Below are 18129 nucleotides of genomic sequence, written 5' to 3'. Positions count from 1 at the left end.
AGGCGCTCCTTCGGTGGGCGTGCGGAGCGGACGCCGCCAGGAGGGCGGCGCCCGGGGGAACCTGCGCTCGAGTGTAGGGGCCGCCCGGCGGGGGAACCAGGGGTCCCGTCCGCCCCGCCCTGCTTCGTCCCGCATGTGGATGAGACGTTCAGGACACGTCCAGGCGGAGGGGGAACGATGGGGGCGCCGCCGGGGCAGGACCGACGCGCGGAGGGCCCGGGTCCGCTCGCAGAGCGTGGCCCGCACCGGGCCTCCAGGCAACGAGCAGCAGAGGCAGGACGCCGTGGACGAGACCACGCGGGGGCCGCAGACCGCCCCCCTCCAGGACGCGACCCTCCACCAGGGTGCCACCCCCCATCATGAGCCTGAAGCCGGCACGCGCTCCGGCGCGGCGGCCGTGCGTCCGGCGCGCCGCGTGGGCATGGGCGCGCTCGCCGCGGCCGTGCTGGCCGCCGGGCTCGTGGGCGGCGGCGTGGGCGCCGGCGTGAGTCGCCTCGCGGACGACGCCCCGGCCGCCGTCGCCGGCACCGCCCAGGAGGGCCAGGGCGGTGCGGGGCAGGGAGAGCAGGCCCAGGCCGGCGCGACGCCCGGCGGCTCCGTCCCGCCCACGGGGGCCACCGCGGTGGGGCAGGCCGCCGGGAAGGCGCTGCCCTCCGTCGTGACGATCTCCGCGACCTCGCCCCAGGGCTCCGGGTCCGGCTCCGGCTCGATCCTCGACGCCGAGGGCCACATCCTGACCAACACCCACGTGGTGACCCTGGGCGGGCAGGCGGCCGACCCGTCCCTCACGGTCCGCACCTCGGACGGCACGGTGTACGCCGCCACGGTGGTGGGGACGGACCCGCTCTCCGACCTCGCGGTGCTGAAGATCGACGCCGAGGGGCTCACCCCCATCGAGCTCGGCTCCTCGAAGGACCTGAAGGTGGGCGACGACGCGATCGCGATCGGCGCGCCCCTGGGCCTGCCGAACACGGTGACGGACGGCATCATCTCCACGCTGGACCGCACGATCGCGGTCGCCTCCTCGGAGGCCCCGAAGCAGGACGCCGCCGCCGGCGCACCCGGCTCGGAGCGCTTCCGGTTCGAGCTGCCGAACTCCGCGCAGCAGGCCCAGCACGGCGAGGTGTACATCAACGTGGTGCAGACCGACGCGGCCATCAACCCGGGCAACTCCGGTGGCGCCCTCGTGGACGCCCAGGGCCGCCTCGTGGGGGTGAACGTGGCGATCGCCTCCGCGGGCGGCGCCGGTGGCTCCGGGGAGGCCGGCAACATCGGCGTGGGCTTCGCCATCCCGGTGGACTACGCGCACCGGATCGCGCAGGACCTGATCGAGGACGGCGAGGCCACCCACGGCATGCTCGGCGTGAGCGTCACCCCCGAGCCTGCGCAGGCCAAGGGCGGATCGGAGGACTCGGCGGCCGTGTTCAGCGCCGGCGCGCGGGTGCGCGACGTCGTCGCCGACTCCGCCGCCGCGAAGGCGGGGCTGGAGTCCGGCGACGTCATCACCGCCGTGGGGGAGCGCGCCGTCTCCGACGCGCAGTCCCTCACCGCCGTCGTCCGTGAGCAGCGCGTGGGCGACACCGCCACCGTGCACTACCGCCGTGGCGGCGAGGAGAGGACCGCGGACGTCACCTTCGCGGACGGGGGCGCCGCGTGACGCCCGCGACGAACGCGGCCGCGACCGCCCTGGTCACCCCCGCGGCGCTCGCCCGGCAGCACGGCTGGCGCACCGTCCTCGCCGTGGGCGCCCACCCGGACGACCTCGACTTCGGCGCCGCGGCGACCCTGGCGGGCTTCTGCGCGGCCGGGCTGCGCGTGGTCCTGTGCGTGGTGACCGACGGCGACGCCGGCGGCTTCGACTCCGCGGGGCCCGAGGCCATGACGGCCCGCCGGCATGCCGAGCAGCGCGCGGCCGCCGCCGCGATCGGCGTGGAGGACGTGCGGTTCCTGGGGGAGCGGGACGGCCACCTCGAGCCGGACCACCGGGTCCGCAGGGCGCTCGTGCGCCTCATGCGCGAGGTGCGCCCCGACGTCGTCCTCTCCCCGCACCCCGAGCGGGACTGGGAGCGCATGCAGGCCGCCCATCCCGACCATCTCGCGTGCGGGGAGGCGGTGGTCCGCGCGGCGTACCCCGCCGTGGAGAACCCGTACGCCTACCCGGAGCTGGCCGAGGCCGGCCTCGAGGCGTTCCGCATCCGCCACCTGATGCTCTACACGGCGCCCGCCGAGCGGAGGAACCTCGCCGTGGACGTCACGGGGCTGGAGGACGTGAAGCTGCGCGCCCTCGACGCGCACCTCTCCCAGCACCCGGACATGGAGGGGATGCGCCGGCACGTGCGGGGGATGCTGGCGGAGAACCACCGTGCCGCCGCGGGCCCGGCCGGCCCCGCGGGCTCGGCCGAGGCCTTCCACCTCGTCACCGTCAACGGCCCCGGCACGATCGCCGGCTTCTGACGGCCGCGGCCCCCGCCCGAGAGGAGCGGGGGCCGCGATCGATGCGGGTCGGTGCGTCTCAGCCGTGGCTGGAGGGGCGTCCGCCGTACTGGGGCCCGGTGTGCGAGCCGGGGTCCAGGCTGATGCTGACGAGGGGCTTCGAGGTGGGGACGGCGGGAGAGTCGTCCGCCTCCTCGGTGAGGGAGAGCGCGGCGAACCGGTCCAGACCGCGGAACGCCAGCGGGTCCCCGAAGTCGCCGGAGCCGTACTGCCCGAGCGAGGAGGGGGCCGAGCCGTCCTTCGGGTAGAGCCACACCTGGTAGGCCCTGCCCTCGGGAAGCCGGGGCATGCCGTTGACGGTGACGAACCCGCTGTTCTGATCCGGGGAGAGGAACGCCTGGAGCGTCCCGCCCTGGCGCCCCGGATACGTGGATGTGGTGTAGAGGTCCTGGGCCGACTCCACACGGTGCACGATCCCGGGACGGGAGAACTGGTCCCAGGCCACCCACGCGCCCGCGGCCACCACGAGCAGCGTCAGGAGGGTCAGCAGCGCGATCTTCAGCGGTCGCCGCCGGTCCCGGGGCGGACGGACGGGCCTGCCGGCCGCGTCCTCCGCGGCCGGAGCGGGCAGGCGGTGGAGCAGGTCGTCCAGCAGGGCCGAGGGCGGCTCCGCCACGACGCCGCGGAAGGCCCATGTCACGGCGCGGCGGGCGCCGTCCACGCGCGATCGCCACACCGCCAGGTCACCGCCGCCGCGGCGGCGCACGGCGTCGACGGCCGCGGCGTGGTCCTCGGGGCTCAGGGCATGGAGGGCGGCCAGGTCCGCCAGCTGGGCGCCGCGGCCGGCCTCGAGGTCCTCGGCGGTGGTGGCGCCGAGGGGGACGTCGGTCGTGCGGGCCGCGTCCGCGTCGGCGGGCTGGTCGAGTCCGCGGGCCAGCGTGCGGTGCGCGGCTGTGAGCTGGCGGACGCCGTTGCGCACCAGGGTGCGGGCCGTGTCGCGCGGAAGGCCCAGTCGCTCGGCGAGCTGGGCGTCGGTCAGGCCGCCGAGCCACGCACCGCGGACGGCCTCGAAGGCGGCGGGATCGACCCGCCCGCTGAGGTCCTCCGGAGGTGCGTGACGGTCGGAGGCGGCCGGCCCGGCGCCGTCGGGGAGGCGGCCCCGACCGGGCTCCGCCTCCTCTCGCAGCAGTCCGGTCATCACACGGTGGGCCAGCACCTCCAGCCACGCGAACACGAGGCGCTCGCGGTGGGCGGCGTCGTCCTTCTCGCTCAGGTCCAGCTCGGCCTCGGGGGCCGCCTCCCACGCGGCGAGGTAGGTCTGCAGCGTCGCCTCGGCGGCGTCCCGTGGGGAGCGGAACATGGCCGCCGCCATCCCGTGCACCCACGGCACGGTCGCGTCGTAGAACGCGGAGAAGGACGCGCGGTCCCCCCGGGCGCTCTGACGCAGCAGGGCGTCCACCGTGAGCGGGTCGGAGGGCGAGCGCCCGCCCTGCTCCTCGAGCGCGGGGGCGGGGGTCTCGTGCGCGTCAGTCGTGTCCATGGTGACCTCAGTGTAGGGAATCGCCGTCCGGGGCCGCGGAGCCCGCGAAGCCGTGCTGCCGCCACGCCTCGAACACGGCGACCGAGACGGCGTTGGCCAGGTTCAGGGAGCGCCGGGACGGCTGCATCGGCAGGCGGACCGCGGCGGTGACCCGCGGGTGGGCCAGCACCTCCGCGTCGAGTCCGGTGGACTCGCGCCCGAACATCAGCACGTCCCCCGCCTCGTAGGCCACCTCGTCGTGGCGCACGCCGCCCCGGGCCGTGAACGCGAAGACCCGCGCGGGGCCCAGCGCGGCGAACGCCGCCTCGAGGTCCGGGTGCACGGTCACGACGGCGAGGTCGTGGTAGTCCAGGCCCGCCCTGCGCAGGTGGGCGTCCTCGAAGCCGAAGCCGAGCGGCTCCACGAGGTGGAGCTCCGCACCCGTGATGGCGGCGAGCCGGATCGCGTTGCCCGTGTTGCCGGGGATCTCCGGGGAGTGCAGGAGGATCCGGAACCCGGGCGTGCCGGGAGCGGGGCCCCGCTCCGCTGCGGCGTGGGGGTTGAGGGGCGCGGACGCGGGGAGATCGGGCACCCGCCCATGGTAGTGCCGGGCCCGGTCAGTGCAGCCGGGCGACGAGCGAGCCGAGGACCCGGCGGTCCACGAGGTCGCGGTGCTCGCCCGAGCCGAGGAAGAGCAGCAGGTCCCGCAGGAACGTCTTGCCCGCGGCCGGCGGCTCGGTGAGGAGGTCCTCCTGCGCGGCGGGGTCGTCCGCGCCGCGGGCGTGCCGGATCACGGGCGTGTGCATGGCGTCCCGGTCCGTCATGACGAGCACGAAGCCGCCCACGGTGACGTGCGGCAGGGCGTGCTGCCACGCCATCATGGCCGGCCTCAGCAGCGGCGGCGCGACGGGGCGGGTCCCGGCCCGCAGGTCCGTGCCGTCCCACGTGTAGACGCCGTCCGGCACCTGGACCGATCCGATCAGCGCCAGGCGGTGCCCGCAGAGCACCGCGTGGTCCACGTCCAGGGGCCGGCCCCAGCGGCCGGCCAGGCGCAGGCCCGTCAGGATGCGCGCGGCCGGCAGTGCGTCGAGGACGTGGCGCATCAGCAGGTCCAGGGTCCGGGCCTGACGCAGCACGCGGTGCTCGTCCGGCAGGAGGCCCCGGGGCCGGGGCGCGCCGTGCACGCGCTGGCTCGATCGGGCCAGGTCCAGCACGGCCAGGTCCGCGGACGCCTCGCCCGGCGGCGGGTCGTAGCGGACGGGCGTCGCGCCGGGCCGTTCGGCCGCGCGCGCGGACGGCGCTCCCGCCCCTGGCCCGGCGGCGCCCCGCGCGGGGTCCGTCGGGAGGGACAGGTCATACCGCCGGCGGGCCTCGGGGTCCCCCAGGGTCTCCCATGCCCTCGTGAGCGCGCGGAAGGCCGCAGGGTCCCCGCCGACGTCGGGATGAGCCTGCCGGGCCGCGCGGCGGTAGGCGCGGCGGACCGCCTCCTCCGTGGCGGCCCGGGGCACGCCCAGGACCTCATACGCGGTGCGGTGGTCCCCGTCGTCGTGCGCCATCGCACCATTGTGTCGCACGCCTCGCGCCGGGAATCGCGGGAGTGCTCCGCGTGGCGCCCCACGCGGGTGTAGATTCCCGGCTCGTGCCCATGCCCTCAGCGCCACGCATGCCCGGCCGTCCGCGGCTGCGTCCCGTGCAGGCGGTCGTCCTGTCCTTCCTCGTCGTGATCGCGCTCGGCACCGCCGCCCTGCGGCTGCCCGCGTCCTATGCCGGCCGCGCGCCCACGCTCCTCGAGGCGGCCTTCACCGCCACGAGCGCCACCACGGTGACGGGCCTCGGCGTGGTGGACACCGAGACGTTCTGGACGGGGTTCGGCCAGGTCGTCATCCTCTGCCTGATCAAGCTCGGAGGCCTCGGCGTGATGACGTTCGCCTCCCTGATGGGCCTGCTGGTGATGCGTCGCCTCGGGCTGACCCAGCGGCTGGACGCGGCCGCCTCCTCGCGCACCTCCGGGATCGGGGACCTGCCCGGCGTGCTGCGCCTTCTCGTGACGGTCTCCGCGGCGGTGGAGCTGAGCGTGGCGGCGTGCCTGACCCTGCGGTTCTGGCTCGGCCACGGCCTGCCGCTGCCCACCGCGGCGTGGCACGGGCTCTTCCACGCCGTCTCCGCCTTCAACAACGCCGGCTTCGCCCTGCACTCGGCGAACCTCATGGACTTCGTGGCCGATCCGTTCGTGTGCCTGCCGATCGCCGCCGCGATCATCGCCGGCGGCCTGGGCCTGCCCGTGTACGTCACGTTCGTCCGGCACTTCCGCAGGCCAAGCCGCTGGCCGCTCACGGCGCGCATCGTGGTGGTCGGCACCGTGGCGCTGCTGGCCGCGGGCACCGCGATGTACCTCGTGATGGAGTGGAACAACCCGCGCACGCTGGGTGCCCTGGACCCGGCCTCCCGCGTCCTCGCCGCGTTCTTCCAGTCGGTCACCACCCGCACCGCCGGCTTCAACTCCCTCGACTACGGGCAGATGCACCCCGTCACCCTCATGGCCACGGACCTGCTGATGTTCATCGGCGCCGGCCCGGCCGGCACGGCGAGCGGCGTGAAGATCACGACGGCCGTGGTGCTGGGCGCCGTCGTCGTCACCGAGCTGCGCGGCGACGCGGCCGTGAACGTGATGGGCCGCCGCCTGTCCCGCTCGACGCATCGTGAGGCGATCACGGTCATCATGCTCTCGGCCGCCGCGGTGATCACGGGGACGGTTCTGCTCATGGGCATGACGTCCTTCACCACCGACCAAGTGCTCTTCGAATGCGTCTCCGCGTTCGCCACCGTGGGGCTGTCCACCGGCATCACCGCCCAGCTTCCGCCGCTGGCGCAGCTGGTGCTCATGGTGCTCATGTTCGTGGGGCGCATCGGCCCGGCCACCGTGGCCGGCGCCCTGGCCCTCAAGACCCGCACGCGCCACTACGAACTCCCGAAAGAGAGGCCCCTGATTGGCTGATCCGCTCCGCTCCCTGTTCTCGGCCAAGCCGTCCACCGGCGCCCTGGGCTCCACCGTGGTGGTGCTCGGCCTCGGCCGCTTCGGTGCCTCCGTCGCCCTCGAGCTCATGGCCTCCGGCCGTGACGTGCTGGGCGTCGACCACGACCCGGCCGTCGTCCAGTCCCTCCATGGCCGGCTCACCTACGTGGTGCGCGCCGACACCGCAGACGAGGAGGCCATGCGCGAGCTGTCCGTGCACGAGGCCGACCACGTGGTGGTGGCGATCGGCGGCGACCTCGCGGGGTCCGTGCTGACGACCTCGCTGATGCTGCGCTTCGGCGTCACGCATCTGTGGGCCAAGGCCAACGACCCCCGGCACGGCGCGATCCTCCAGCAGCTGGGCGTGGCCCACGTGGTCCACCCCGAGCGGGACATGGGCCGCCGCGTGGCCCACCTCGTGCTCAACGCCCTCGACGACTTCGTGGAGGTCGAGCCCGGCTTCGCGATCGTGCGCACGTCCGCGCCTCAGCGCCACCTCGGGCAGGACCTGCGCTCGGCCGGGTTGGCGGGGGAGACCGGGGTGCGCGTCGTCGCCCTGCGCAGCGGCGACGGATGGGCGTACCCGCCCGGCCATCACGTGCTCGTGCCCGAGGACACGCTGCTCGTGGCCGGCCCCACGCGCGCCGTGGAGGCCTTCGCGGCGCTGCGCTGAGGGGCGGCGGCGGCGTCCGTGCCCGCGCTCCGTAGACTCGCCCCGTGCCCGAGACCCGCCCCGTGACCACGCCCCGACGCGTCTACCTGGACCACGCCGCGACGACCCCGGCGCGGCCCGCGGCGCTCGCGGCGTTCGCCGGCGCGGCCGGGGAGGTGGGCAACCCCGCCTCGCTGCACACCACGGGCCGCCGCGCCAAGCTGGGGCTCGAGGAGTCCCGCGAGCGCATCGCGGCCGCCGTCGGGGCGCACCCGTCCGAGGTGGTGCTGACCTCCGGGGGCACGGAGGCGGACAACCTCGCCGTCCAGGGGCTCTTCCGCGCGCGCCGCGCGGCGGACCGGGGCCGCACGCGGATCGTGCACACCGGGATCGAGCACCACGCCGTCCTGGACACGGTCGACTGGCTCGTGGCCCATGAGGGCGCCGAGTCCGTGCTCGTCCCGGTGGACGACGACGGCGCCGTCGACCTCGGCGCGTGGGCGGCGGCCCTCGCGGAGGCGCCGCACCGCACGGCACTGGCGACGCTGATGTGGGCGAACAACGAGATCGGCACGGTGCAGCCCGTGGCGGAGGCGGCACGGATCGCGGCGCAGCACGGGGTGCCTATGCACACCGACGCGGTGCAGGCCGTGGGCGCGGTGCCCGTGGACTTCGCAGGGTCCGGGCCGGCGACGCTCGCCCTGTCGGGGCACAAGCTCGGCGCGCCCGTCGGCGTGGGGGCGCTGCTCGTGCGGCGGGACGTGTCGCTCGAGCCGGTGGCGCACGGCGGAGGGCAGGAACGGCGCCTGCGCTCCGGGACGGTGTCGGCGGCGCTGGCGGCGGCGCTGGCGGCCGCCGTCGAGGAGGCGGTGGCCGAGCAGTCGGGCGAGGCCGAGCGCCTCGGTGCGCTGCGGGACGAGGTGATCGCCGCCGTCGACGCGGTGGGGGGCGTGACGCTCACCGGGCCGCGCGATGTGGACCCGGCCACGGGGGAGCGGCTGCCCGCCGGGACACGGCGGCTGCCGGGGAACGTGCATGTCACCGTGCCGGGGAAGAGCGCGGATGCGCTGCTGTTCGGCTTCGACATGGCCGGGCTGGACACGTCCTCCGGCTCGGCGTGCACGGCCGGCGTCGCCGAGCCGTCCCACGTGGTGCTCGCGCTGCCGGGGCGGACCGAGGCGGATGCGCGGGCGACGCAGCGGTTCACGCTGGGGCACACGAGCACGGCGGAGGACGTGGCGGCGCTCGTGGGGGCGCTGGGGCGGCTGCGTCCTTCCGGACGGTGAGCAGTCGATGAAGCCCCGCGTCCTGGGGGCGCTGAGGTGATCGTCTGCCCTGGGGTCGCGTGAGCGCGCGGCAGATGGAGGGGACATGCCGACGGGGACGGCGCCGAGTGCAGAGGCGTCCCTGTCGTCACTGAGCGGCTGGGACGCTCTTCTGGTGGGGGTTGGGCCTCTCTGCGGTGCTGGTGGCTGCGCTCCTGATCCCCCCCGCGCCTTCGCGGCAGGAGGACCCATCGGGCGGCGGCGACCATGCACGGTCTTGGGGCCGGCTCGGTAGACTGTCCAGCCCTGCTCCCCGTCGAAAGGCATCCCCATGAAGGTCCTCGCCGCCATGTCCGGGGGAGTGGACTCGGCCGTGGCCGCCGCGCGGGCGGTGGACGCCGGTCACGACGTCGTCGGGGTGCACCTGGCGCTGTCTCGCATGCCGGGCCTGCTGCGGACCGGCTCGCGGGGCTGCTGCACCATCGAGGACGCGCAGGACGCGTGGCGCGCGTGCGAGCGGCTCGGCATCCCCTTCTACACGTGGGACTTCTCCGAGCGGTTCCAGGAGGACGTGGTGGACGACTTCGTGGCCGAGTACGCCGCGGGCCGCACGCCCAACCCGTGCCTGCGCTGCAACGAGAAGATCAAGTTCGCAGCCCTGCTCGAGCGTGCCCTCGAGCTCGGCTTCGACGCCGTCTGCACGGGCCACTACGCCGCCGTGCGCCCCGGCGCGGACGGGGCGCTCGAGCTCCACCGCGCCGCCGACGACGCGAAGGACCAGTCCTATGTCCTCGGCGTGCTGACCGCGGACCAGGTGGCCCACTGCCTCTTCCCGCTGGCGGACACCCCGTCCAAGGCGCTCGTGCGCGCCGAGGCGGCCGAGCGCGGCCTCACGGTCGCCCAGAAGCCGGACTCCCACGACATCTGCTTCATCCCTGACGGGGACACGCGCGGCTGGCTCGCCGAGCGCATCGAGCTCGAGCCCGGCCCCATCGTCGGCCCCGACGGCGAGCGCCTCGGCACCCACGCCGGCGCCCAGGCCTACACCGTGGGCCAGCGCAAGGGGCTGGCCATCGGCCGCCCGGCCGCCGACGGCCGGCCCCGCTTCGTCCTGGAGGTGCGCCCGAAGGACAACACGGTGGTGGTCGGCGGCCGCGACCTGCTGGACGTGGACCGCATCACCGGCATCCGCCCGACGTGGGCGGGGTCGCCGCTGCCGGAGGCCGCCGCCGGGCACTGGTTCGACTGCGAGCTGCAGTTCCGCGCCCACGGCGAGATCGTCCCGGCCCGCGCCCGCCAGGCCGCCGGCGACGACGGCGCCCCCCGTTGGGAGATCGAGCCCGCCGCGGCACTGCGCGGGGTCGCCCCCGGACAGTCCGCCGTGCTCTACCGGGGCACGCGCGTGCTCGGCCAGGCCACCATCGACGCCGCGCGCAACGCCCGCCTCGCCGCTCCCGCGGGTGCGTAGTCTTCCCGTCATGAGCGCCGACTACGACCCGCATGCCAGCTCCCTCGACGCGTCCACCGACCCGGCCGTCCTCGACGAGCTCTTCGCGATCCGCGGAAGCATCGACAACATCGACGCCTCGCTCGTCTACCTCCTCGCCGAGCGCTTCAAGTTCACGCAGCGCGTCGGCCGGCTGAAGGCCGAGCACGACCTCCCTCCCTCGGATCCGGGACGAGAGGCCGCGCAGATCGAGCGCCTCCAGCGCCTCGCCCACGACGCCGAGCTCGAGCCCGCGTTCGCCCAGAAGTTCCTGAACTTCATCATCGCCGAGGTCATCCGTCACCACCGCGCCATCGCGGCGGGCGAGGACGTCGGCCCCCGCACCGGAACGATCCCCGTGGTCCGGCAGGACGCCGCCCGTGATGCTGACGGAGGGGCCCGTGCCTGAGCCGGTCGCCACTGAGCCACCGTCGGCGACGTCGGTGCGCGCCCTCGGCGGGTCCCCGTGGTCCGGGACCGATGCCGCGGAGGCCCACCGCGCGACCCACGGGGAGCTCGAGGGCCAGCACTGGCCCGTGCTCCCCGAGCTGCCGGACCGCGGCCCCGGCGCGGACGACGTGGGACGCTCGGCCGCCCTCCTGCACGAGCTCCCCGTGGACCTGCAGCCCCACGGCTGGCGGGTGAGCCCGCCCGGTGTCGTCGGCTCCGGCATGGACCGGCGGCGGGCGGTGTCCTTCTGGCGCGAGGACGCCCACCGCTGGGCAGACACGGCCGGCGCCGAGGGGGTCTCCACCGAGCGTCTCGCGGTGCGCGTGCGCGGGCCGCTGAGTCTGCTCGGGGCGCTGTGGCTGCCCGGCGGTGAACGCGTGCTCATCGACGCCGGTGCACGCCGCGACGTCGCCGAGTCCTACCGGGAAGGGCTCATCGAGGCGCTCGGGCGCCTGCGGGAGACCACCGGGGCGCGCCGTCTCGGCGTCGTGCTGGACGAGCCGTGGGCCGCCGCGGTGCTCGCCGGAGCCCTGCCCACCGCGAGCGGCTACCGCACCGTGCGCTCGATGCCCCGGGACGAGGCGCGGCACGTGTGGCGCGAGCTGTTCACCGGGCTCATGGCGCGCGGGGGGATCGAGGATGCGTGGCTCGCTCCGGGCCGGGCGGGCGTGGGGTCCGAGGACGGCGCGCCGGACCATGCCGCGCTGGCTGCGCTCGCGGCCGAGGCGCTCCCGGACGCGCCGCCCCCGTCGGAGACGGTGACGACGCGGCAGCCGGTGTCCCTCATGCTCCCCGTGGGCGCGCTCGAGGGGCCGGGCTCCACGCCTGAGGAGTGGGGCGTCGTCGCGGGCTGGGCCGACGCCGGCCGCCGCGTCACCCTGCGCACCGCCGAGCGGCCCGCGACGATCGTCCGGACGTGGGACCGGATGGGCATGGACCCCGCCCTGCTGCGCCGCGTGACGCTGACGGTCGGCGGGCGGCACGACGCAGCCGTGCTGCGCCGGCTGCGCACCGACGCCGAGGAGCTCGACGCGCGGGTCGGCGAGCTCCTCGGCTGAGACGTCGGGTGTCCCGGGGTTCAGGGGAGGTGGGTGATGTCCTCCCCGTTCGGCCCCATGTGGTCGTCGATGTGCACCTGGGCCCTCGGGGCCTCGTCGACGATCGAGAGCCGGGTGGTCGACTCCGAGACGACCTCCGTCGTCCCGAACTCCCCGACGCCGAATCCGACGAGATCGCGCTCGCCGATCACCTGCCCCGTGGTCGGGTCCAGCACCATCTGCTCGACGGCCCCCATCTGCAGGACTTCGGCGCGGCTCACGCCGACACCCGTGCGCCCATCGGACAGCGTGACCGCCTCCTCCACCCGGACCCCGGGTGCCTGGGCCAGGGCCGCGACGAGGCCTCGACGCAGGTCGGCGGGGAGGCCGGGCTCGCGCAGCGTGTCGGTCAGCTGCACGAACAGGTTCTCGTCCCTCGAGGCGGAGCCGCCGTGATACCGGTCCCGGAAGAACCGGATCAGCTGGTCGGGATCCCGGGGCACGTCCTCGAGAGTGTCGACCTCGAGCCTCCGCGGCAGGCTGCCCGGCCCCATCGCGTCCGCCCGGTAGGAGGTCGAGGGCTCCTGGGAGAGCACGCTGCCGTCCGCCGCGAGCGTCGGATCGGGCACGTCGACGGCGTCGCGGCCCGGGTCGGCCGGGAGGTAGCGGGCCCGGCCGTAGGAGAGCGCCTCCTGCACTCCGCCCGGCCCCGACATCGCCTTCTGGGTGTGGCGGTAGTCCACTCGGATGTACTGGCCCGGCCCGGGGACCAGGTCGTCGGTGAACCGGATCCCCGCGGCCGTGTCGGTGAGGACCTGGCTCGCCTCCGCCTCCGCGACGGCACCCGGCACCACGCCGAGGCCCGTGACGACGACGGCGCCGACGGCGGCCGCGGCGAGCCACCGCTGAGCGCGGGGACGGCGCGAGGAGTCGGTCTCCGAGGCCTGGAGGACCGCCTCGGACGAGGCGTCCTCCAGGATGCGCTCCCGCAGCGCCGCGACCCGATCGGGGGAGGGGGAGCGGTCTGCGCGGCCGAGCAGTGCGGAGTCGAGGGCGGGGCCGAGCGCGTCGGCAGGGGGCTGGTGACGGGTGCTCACGGACATGAGGCGGTCCTCTCGGTGAGGGTGGGCGACGCGGGGCGGGTGACGATGCGAGGCGTGTCGGAACGGCGGGCAGGGACGGGGCCGGCGGCCGGCACCGAGGGGAGGGCGGTGACGGGGGCGTCCGGTGCGGTGTCCTCGAGGGCCCGGCGCAGGCTGCGCCGGGCCCGGTTCAGCCGTGACTTCACGGTGCCGACGGGACAGCCGAGCACCTCGGCCGCAGCGGCCATCGGGTGGTCCTCCAGCACGCAGAGGGTCAGGACGTCCTGGGCGATCGGGTCGAGCCGCGCGAACGCCCGCCGGACGGTGTCGGCGCGCCGCTCGGCGTCGACGAGCTCGGCGACGTCGTCCGCGTGGTCGGGGGCCGACGTCGCGCTGCGGCGGCGCAGCCGCTCCATGGCACGGCTGCCGCGCACGGCGGAGCGGGCACGATTGCGCTGGACGTTGTTGGCTGCGGCGAGGAGCCAGGGGAGGACGGATCCGTCCACGACGCTCACGTCCTCCCGGCGACGCCATGCCTCCAGGAATACGGCGGCCACGAGGTCGTCGGCGTCGTGCGGCGTGACCGTCCAGCGCCGGGCGTGACGGTGCACTCGCGCCTGATGGCGATCGAAGGCGGCGGCGAAGGCGTCGGCGTCGTCGCCCCGCACGAGGGCCCAGAGGGCGACGTCGCCGAGGTCCGTCAGCGGCGGAGTCGAGGAGGTGTCCATGCCCCATCATGTCCGCGGGCGGCGCAGGGTTCCCACCGGGGTCGGCCGTCGTCACGAATCGGTGACGTTCCGGGCGGCGGTGACGGCCGAGGGCGCCCGGCGTCCGCCCGGGGCGCTACGATCCGAAGTGTCGGGGACGCCCGGACGTGAAGCGGACGAGGAGGAACGATGAGCAGGGCCAAGATCCTGGTGGTGGACGACGACGAGGCGCTCGCGGAGATGATCGGCATCGTCCTGACCAACGACGGCTTCGAGCCCGCGTTCGCCGCCGACGGCACGTCCGCTCTGCCGACGTTCCGCGCCGAGCGCCCGGACCTCGTGCTGCTGGACCTCATGCTGCCCGGCATCGACGGGATCGAGGTCTGCAAGCTGATCCGCGCCGAGTCGGACGTGCCGATCGTGATGCTCACGGCCAAGTCCGACACCGCGGACGTGGTCCGCGGGCTGGAGTCCGGCGCGGACGACTACGTGCCCAAGCCCTTCAAGCCGGCCGAGCTCGTGGCCCGGGTGCGCGCGCGCCTGCGCGAGGGCGAGACCCGCCCCGCGGAGCTGCTGCGCATCGGGGACGTGGAGATCGACGTGGCCGGCCACCAGGTCACCCGCGGCGGCACCGCCCTCTCGCTCACGCCCCTTGAGTTCGACCTCCTCGTGGCGCTGGCCCGCAAGCCGCGTCAGGCCTTCACGCGCGAGATGCTGCTCGAGGAGGTCTGGGGCTACCGTCATCAGGCGGACACCCGCCTCGTCAACGTCCACGTCCAGCGCCTGCGCTCGAAGGTGGAGCGTGACCCCGAGAACCCGTCCGTGGTGCTGACCGTCCGCGGCGTGGGGTACAAGGCGGGCCAGTCCTGACGCGCGCGTGGACGGCACTGCGCCACCGCTGGGCCCAGTCCCTCCGGCTGCGCAGCGCTGTGCTCGCCGCCCTGCTGACACTCGTGGCCGGCCTGGCCCTCTCCGGGCTCCTCACGCAGCAGATCACCCAGGCCCTCTTCCAGTCCCGGTACCAGCAGGTGGAGGCCGAGGCCCGGCGCGGTCTGAGCCGGGTGCACGAGACCTTCGCGGGCTCCACCGCCTCGGACGACCAGAGCACGGACGCGCTCGTGAGCCAGACGCTGCGTGCGCTCGAGGGGGACACCGGCACCACGATCCGCCGTCGCTTCCACCTGACGCCGCTGCCCGAGTCCGAGTCCGCCTATGTCGGCACCATCTCCTCCGCGCAGTTCGATCCGTCCGTGATCCCGGAGGACCTGCAACGGGCCGTGGCCCAGGGCCCCGGGGTGTACGACGCGAGCATCTCCCTGCCCGACGCCGCCGGCGTCCCGCGGCCCGCGCTCGCCTTCGGCACCCAGGTGGTGCTGCCCCCGGGGGCCGGCTACGCGCTGTACCTCGTCTACGACCTCTCCGACGTCCAGGAGTCCCTCGACTCCGTGCTGCGGGTCCTGCTCGTGTTCGGCGCGGGCTTCATCGTCCTCAACGTGGTGCTGTCCACGTGGGCGGCGGGCCGTCTCGTTCGCCCGGTCCAGGAGGCCGCCAGCGCCGCCGAGGCGATCTCCGGCGGGAACCTGGCCGTGCGGATGCCCGTGCGCGGCGAGGACGAGCTGGCGCGTCTGGGGACCTCGTTCAACCGGATGGCGGACAGCATCCAGGATCAGATCACCCAGCTGGCCCAGCTCTCCCAGATGCAGCAGCGGTTCGTCTCCGACGTCTCCCACGAGCTGCGCACCCCGCTCACCACGGTGCGGATGGCCGCCGACGTGCTCTACGGCTCCCGCGAGGACTTCGACCCCGTGAACCGACGCTCCACCGAGCTGCTGCACCACCAGGTGGACCGCTTCCAGGCCATGCTCGCGGACCTGCTGGAGATCACCCGCTTCGACGCCGGCGCGGCCTCGCTCGCGCTCGAGCGCACCGATCTGCTGGAGCTGGCGCGTGACGTGGTGCTCACCGCCCAGCCCCTCGCCGAGCAGGCGGAGGTGCCCGTCTACCTCGTGCCGCTCGGCCGGGCGGAGGGGCAGACCTTCGAGGCCCAGGTGGACCCTCGACGCATCGAGCGGATCCTGCGCAACCTCGTCAACAACGCGATCGAGCACGCGGACGGCGCGCCCGTCGACGTCGTGGTGGGCGCCGACGTCAAGGTGGTCACGGTGGCGGTCGTGGACCACGGCGTCGGGATGAGCCCCGAGCAGGTCCAGCGCGTGTTCGACCGCTTCTGGCGGGCCGACCCGTCGCGCAAGCGCACGACGGGCGGCTCCGGTCTGGGCCTCTCCATCGCGACGGAGGACACCCGGCTGCACGGCGGCCGCCTCGAGGCGTGGGGCGAGCTGGGCGTGGGATCATGCTTCATGCTCTCCCTGCCCCGCCGGCGGTCCGCCACCCCGGCCGGGATGGAGGCGCCCGAGCCGCTCGTGCGCGCCGCGATGAGCACCCCGCCCCAGTACTCCGAGTCCGGCCGGCGGCGCGCCGACGACCTGGACCGCCCGCTGCCCGAGACGCGCTGGAACGACGTGATCGCCGCGGCGGCCGCGGACGGCCGGAGTCCGGGGGGCGACCCCTCGGGGGCCGGATCCCACCCGATCCCCGCCCCGCCCCTGTCCGAGGAGGAATCGTGAGCGATCCACATCGAGCCGAGCCGCGCCGCCGAGCCCCGCTCCGCCCGCCCACCTCCCGCGGGCGGCGCACGGCCGCCCTGTCCGCGACCCTCGCGGCCTGCCTGGTGCTGGCGGGCTGCACGCAGATCCCCCAGTCCTCCCCGGTGCGCACCGGAGAGCCCCTCGCGGACAACCGTGCCTCCGCCGACACCCCGCAGTTCCGTCCGCCCGGCCCCGCCGACGGGGCGGACGCCGAGGAGGTGATCCGCGGGTTCATCCTGGCGGGCACGAGCCCGCAGGACGACTACGAGATCGCCCGCGAGCACCTCACCGGTCCCGCCACGCGGCAGTGGAACCCGGCCCAGCGCACGGTCGTCTACTCGGCGCAGCCCACCATCACGCGGGTGGCCGAGGACTCCTACCAGATCCAGGTGGAGGTGGACTCCGAGGTGGACGAGTACGGGCTGCGCACCATGGCCCCGCCCGGCAGCACACGCGCCTGGGAGATCACCCTCGACGAGACCGAGCAGGGCCCGCGGATCTCGGCGGTCGACGACGGCACACTGCTCTCCCTCTCCCAGTTCACCCAGGTCTACGCTCCGCACGACCTGGTGTTCTTCGACCAGACCATGACCTACGCCGTCGCGGACGTGCGGTGGTTCGTCAATCGCGGGACCACGGTGACGGCCGCGACGCGCGCGCTGCTCCACGGCCCCGCGCCCTACCTCACGGGGGCCACGGTGTCCGCGTTCCCCGTGCGCTCCGGGACCGACCTGACCCACCCCGCGGTCCCCGTGGACGAAGCCGGCGTGGCCCGCGTGGACCTCGTGGACGCCGCCGTCGAGGGCGCGGACGCGGAGGCGCGCTACCGCATGGAGGAGCAGCTGCGGCTCACGCTCACGGGCCTGGCCTCCGTGAACCGGGTGGAGGTCTCGGTGGAGGGCGCCCCCCTGGCCTCGAGCGGCGGCGACGCCACCCCCGTCCCGGTCCAGGTCGACCCGCCCGCCGAGTCGGTGCAGGTGGGCGTCGCCCCCTCCACCGGCGGACTCGCGTTCTTCCAGGGTCTGAGCGTGACGCCCGTGGGCGGGGTCCCGAACGTCGCCGACCTGCACCCCGCGGTCCCCGCGATGAGCCGTGACCGCACCCGGTTCGCGTTCCTCACTCAGGACCGGACCTCCCTCTACCTCGCCACCGCGGAGGGCAGGCTGGAGCAGGCCGTGAGGGGCACCGGCCTGACCCCGCCGAGCATCGACGCGCTCGGCTGGGCCTGGACGGTCGACGCCGGCGGGTCCGCCCGGATCCAGGCGAGCCCCCTCGAGCCCGAAGGAGACGGCTCCGGGCGCGTGGTCACCGCCCCGTGGCTGGAGGACGGCGAGAGCATCGTCGCCCTGCGGATCTCCCGCGGCGGCGCCCGGGCCGCGCTCGTGGTGGACGACGGCGAGCGGCGCACCGTGCGGGTGGCCGGCGTCGTGCGAGGCTCCGACGGCGTGCCCGCCTCCCTGACCGAGCCGCTGCTGCTGCCGAGCCAGGAGGATCCGGACCTGGTGGAGTGGGTGGGGGACACCAGCCTGATCGCCAGCGCGACAGCCGGGGACGAGGACGACCGGGTGACCCCGGAGATCATCGACCTCGACGGCACGACGCGTCAGCTCAACCCGCTCTCCGGGCTCACCGGCGTCTCGGCCGGGGACCGCGGCACGCTGTACGCCGAGACGCGGGACACCGTGTTCATGCTGGTCGGGTCCTCGTGGCGGGCACAGGAGCTCAGCCGGCCCGTGCGCGATCTGGCCTTCCCCGGCTGAGCCGCGAGGCCCCTGCACAGGAGTCACCGGGGGCGCCCTCGTCCCCAGCGGGGGCACGCGCGGGGGCGGGCCGTCCA

At 75.3% G+C, this 18129-nt stretch carries 16 protein-coding genes; 11 read left to right on the top strand and 5 right to left on the bottom strand.

The window, feature by feature from the left end:
• Positions 1–235 precede the first annotated feature (235 nt).
• Together NJC10_RS09720 and NJC10_RS09715 are read left to right on the top strand one after the other, a co-directional pair.
• Positions 236–1657 (top strand): S1C family serine protease, encoded by a 1422-nt coding sequence (locus NJC10_RS09720; protein ID WP_319076251.1) that lies wholly within the window; start codon positions 236–238, stop codon positions 1655–1657.
• A complete protein-coding gene (locus NJC10_RS09715) occupies positions 1654–2454 on the top strand; it encodes a PIG-L deacetylase family protein (RefSeq protein ID WP_319076250.1) in 801 nt (266 codons plus the stop codon). The genes NJC10_RS09720 and NJC10_RS09715 overlap by 4 nt, the downstream gene beginning before the upstream one ends.
• Before the next feature lie 58 nt (positions 2455–2512).
• Here the strand turns inward: NJC10_RS09715 and NJC10_RS09710 are convergent, their stop codons facing one another.
• The 3 genes from NJC10_RS09710 to NJC10_RS09700 all read right to left on the bottom strand — a co-directional run bounded on the left by NJC10_RS09710 (position 2513) and on the right by NJC10_RS09700 (position 5508).
• The gene (locus tag NJC10_RS09710; RefSeq protein WP_319076249.1) at positions 2513–3973 is read right to left on the bottom strand and encodes an anti-sigma factor domain-containing protein; all 1461 of its coding nucleotides are present in this window, start codon (positions 3971–3973) and stop codon (positions 2513–2515) included.
• Between the two features lie 7 nt (positions 3974–3980).
• Positions 3981–4460 carry a tRNA (cytidine(34)-2'-O)-methyltransferase gene (locus NJC10_RS09705; RefSeq protein ID WP_319076305.1) on the bottom strand — a complete coding sequence of 160 codons (480 nt, stop codon included), beginning with the start codon at positions 4458–4460 and terminating at the stop codon, positions 3981–3983.
• A gap of 109 nt (positions 4461–4569) precedes the next feature.
• Entirely contained in the window at positions 4570–5508 is a 939-nt protein-coding gene (locus NJC10_RS09700) for a J domain-containing protein (protein WP_319076247.1), read from the bottom strand.
• An 89-nt stretch (positions 5509–5597) separates the two neighbouring features.
• Here NJC10_RS09700 and NJC10_RS09695 point away from each other — a divergent pair, with 89 nt between their 5' ends.
• The 6 genes from NJC10_RS09695 (at position 5598) to NJC10_RS09670 (ending at position 11876) form a co-directional block, all read left to right on the top strand.
• Positions 5598–6947, top strand: coding sequence for a TrkH family potassium uptake protein (locus NJC10_RS09695; protein ID WP_248117207.1), 1350 nt, complete (start codon positions 5598–5600; stop codon positions 6945–6947).
• On the top strand, positions 6940–7638 hold the full coding sequence (locus tag NJC10_RS09690; protein ID WP_248117205.1) for a potassium channel family protein: 699 nt from the start codon (positions 6940–6942) through the stop codon (positions 7636–7638). The genes NJC10_RS09695 and NJC10_RS09690 overlap by 8 nt, the downstream gene beginning before the upstream one ends.
• 44 nt (positions 7639–7682) lie before the next feature.
• Positions 7683–8903 (top strand): cysteine desulfurase family protein, encoded by a 1221-nt coding sequence (locus NJC10_RS09685; RefSeq protein WP_319076246.1) that lies wholly within the window; start codon positions 7683–7685, stop codon positions 8901–8903.
• A 310-nt stretch (positions 8904–9213) separates the two neighbouring features.
• Positions 9214–10350: a tRNA 2-thiouridine(34) synthase MnmA gene (gene mnmA / locus NJC10_RS09680; protein WP_248117201.1), complete on the top strand. Its 1137-nt coding sequence runs from the start codon at positions 9214–9216 to the stop codon at positions 10348–10350.
• 10 nt (positions 10351–10360) lie between these two features.
• The gene (locus tag NJC10_RS09675) at positions 10361–10777 is read left to right on the top strand and encodes a chorismate mutase (protein ID WP_319076244.1); all 417 of its coding nucleotides are present in this window, start codon (positions 10361–10363) and stop codon (positions 10775–10777) included.
• Positions 10770–11876 (top strand): hypothetical protein, encoded by a 1107-nt coding sequence (locus NJC10_RS09670; RefSeq protein ID WP_319076243.1) that lies wholly within the window; start codon positions 10770–10772, stop codon positions 11874–11876. Before NJC10_RS09675 ends, NJC10_RS09670 begins: the two co-directional genes overlap by 8 nt.
• A gap of 20 nt (positions 11877–11896) precedes the next feature.
• On the opposite strand, the gene NJC10_RS09665 is transcribed toward NJC10_RS09670, so the two are convergent.
• Together NJC10_RS09665 and NJC10_RS09660 are read right to left on the bottom strand one after the other, a co-directional pair.
• A complete protein-coding gene (locus tag NJC10_RS09665) occupies positions 11897–12958 on the bottom strand; it encodes a CU044_5270 family protein (RefSeq protein WP_319076241.1) in 1062 nt (353 codons plus the stop codon).
• Positions 12949–13665, bottom strand: coding sequence for an RNA polymerase sigma factor (locus tag NJC10_RS09660; RefSeq protein ID WP_319076240.1), 717 nt, complete (start codon positions 13663–13665; stop codon positions 12949–12951). The genes NJC10_RS09665 and NJC10_RS09660 overlap by 10 nt, the downstream gene beginning before the upstream one ends.
• Before the next feature lie 168 nt (positions 13666–13833).
• Here NJC10_RS09660 and mtrA point away from each other — a divergent pair, with 168 nt between their 5' ends.
• Genes mtrA through NJC10_RS09645 form a run of 3 tightly spaced genes read left to right on the top strand, consistent with a single transcriptional unit; the run spans position 13834 to position 18052 of the window.
• A complete protein-coding gene (gene mtrA / locus NJC10_RS09655; protein ID WP_248117191.1) occupies positions 13834–14514 on the top strand; it encodes an MtrAB system response regulator MtrA in 681 nt (226 codons plus the stop codon).
• Between the two features lie 59 nt (positions 14515–14573).
• Entirely contained in the window at positions 14574–16271 is a 1698-nt protein-coding gene (gene mtrB, locus NJC10_RS09650; protein WP_413466425.1) for an MtrAB system histidine kinase MtrB, read from the top strand.
• Positions 16268–18052 (top strand): LpqB family beta-propeller domain-containing protein, encoded by a 1785-nt coding sequence (locus NJC10_RS09645; RefSeq protein WP_319076239.1) that lies wholly within the window; start codon positions 16268–16270, stop codon positions 18050–18052. The genes mtrB and NJC10_RS09645 overlap by 4 nt, the downstream gene beginning before the upstream one ends.
• Positions 18053–18129 lie beyond the last annotated feature (77 nt).

It is taken from the genome of Micrococcus sp. M4NT (assembly GCF_033790745.1).
In the GTDB taxonomy this organism is placed as follows: Bacteria; Actinomycetota; Actinomycetes; order Actinomycetales; family Micrococcaceae; genus Micrococcus.
Note: the sequence above shows the minus strand (reverse complement) of the source record. Positions and strands in the feature narration are given on the sequence as shown.

What these genes read in the sequence shown, in the direction of transcription:
- mtrA (WP_248117191.1), top strand. Translation starts at nt 13,834, where the DNA reads ATGAGCAGGGCCAAGATCCTGGTGGTGGACGACGACGAGGCGCTCGCG.
- NJC10_RS09665 (WP_319076241.1), bottom strand. Translation starts at nt 12,958, where the DNA reads ATGTCCGTGAGCACCCGTCACCAGCCCCCTGCCGACGCGCTCGGCCCC.
- NJC10_RS09695 (WP_248117207.1), top strand. Translation starts at nt 5,598, where the DNA reads ATGCCCTCAGCGCCACGCATGCCCGGCCGTCCGCGGCTGCGTCCCGTG.
- NJC10_RS09710 (WP_319076249.1), bottom strand. Translation starts at nt 3,973, where the DNA reads ATGGACACGACTGACGCGCACGAGACCCCCGCCCCCGCGCTCGAGGAG.
- NJC10_RS09660 (WP_319076240.1), bottom strand. Translation starts at nt 13,665, where the DNA reads ATGGACACCTCCTCGACTCCGCCGCTGACGGACCTCGGCGACGTCGCC.
- NJC10_RS09700 (WP_319076247.1), bottom strand. Translation starts at nt 5,508, where the DNA reads ATGGCGCACGACGACGGGGACCACCGCACCGCGTATGAGGTCCTGGGC.
- NJC10_RS09675 (WP_319076244.1), top strand. Translation starts at nt 10,361, where the DNA reads ATGAGCGCCGACTACGACCCGCATGCCAGCTCCCTCGACGCGTCCACC.
- mnmA (WP_248117201.1), top strand. Translation starts at nt 9,214, where the DNA reads ATGAAGGTCCTCGCCGCCATGTCCGGGGGAGTGGACTCGGCCGTGGCC.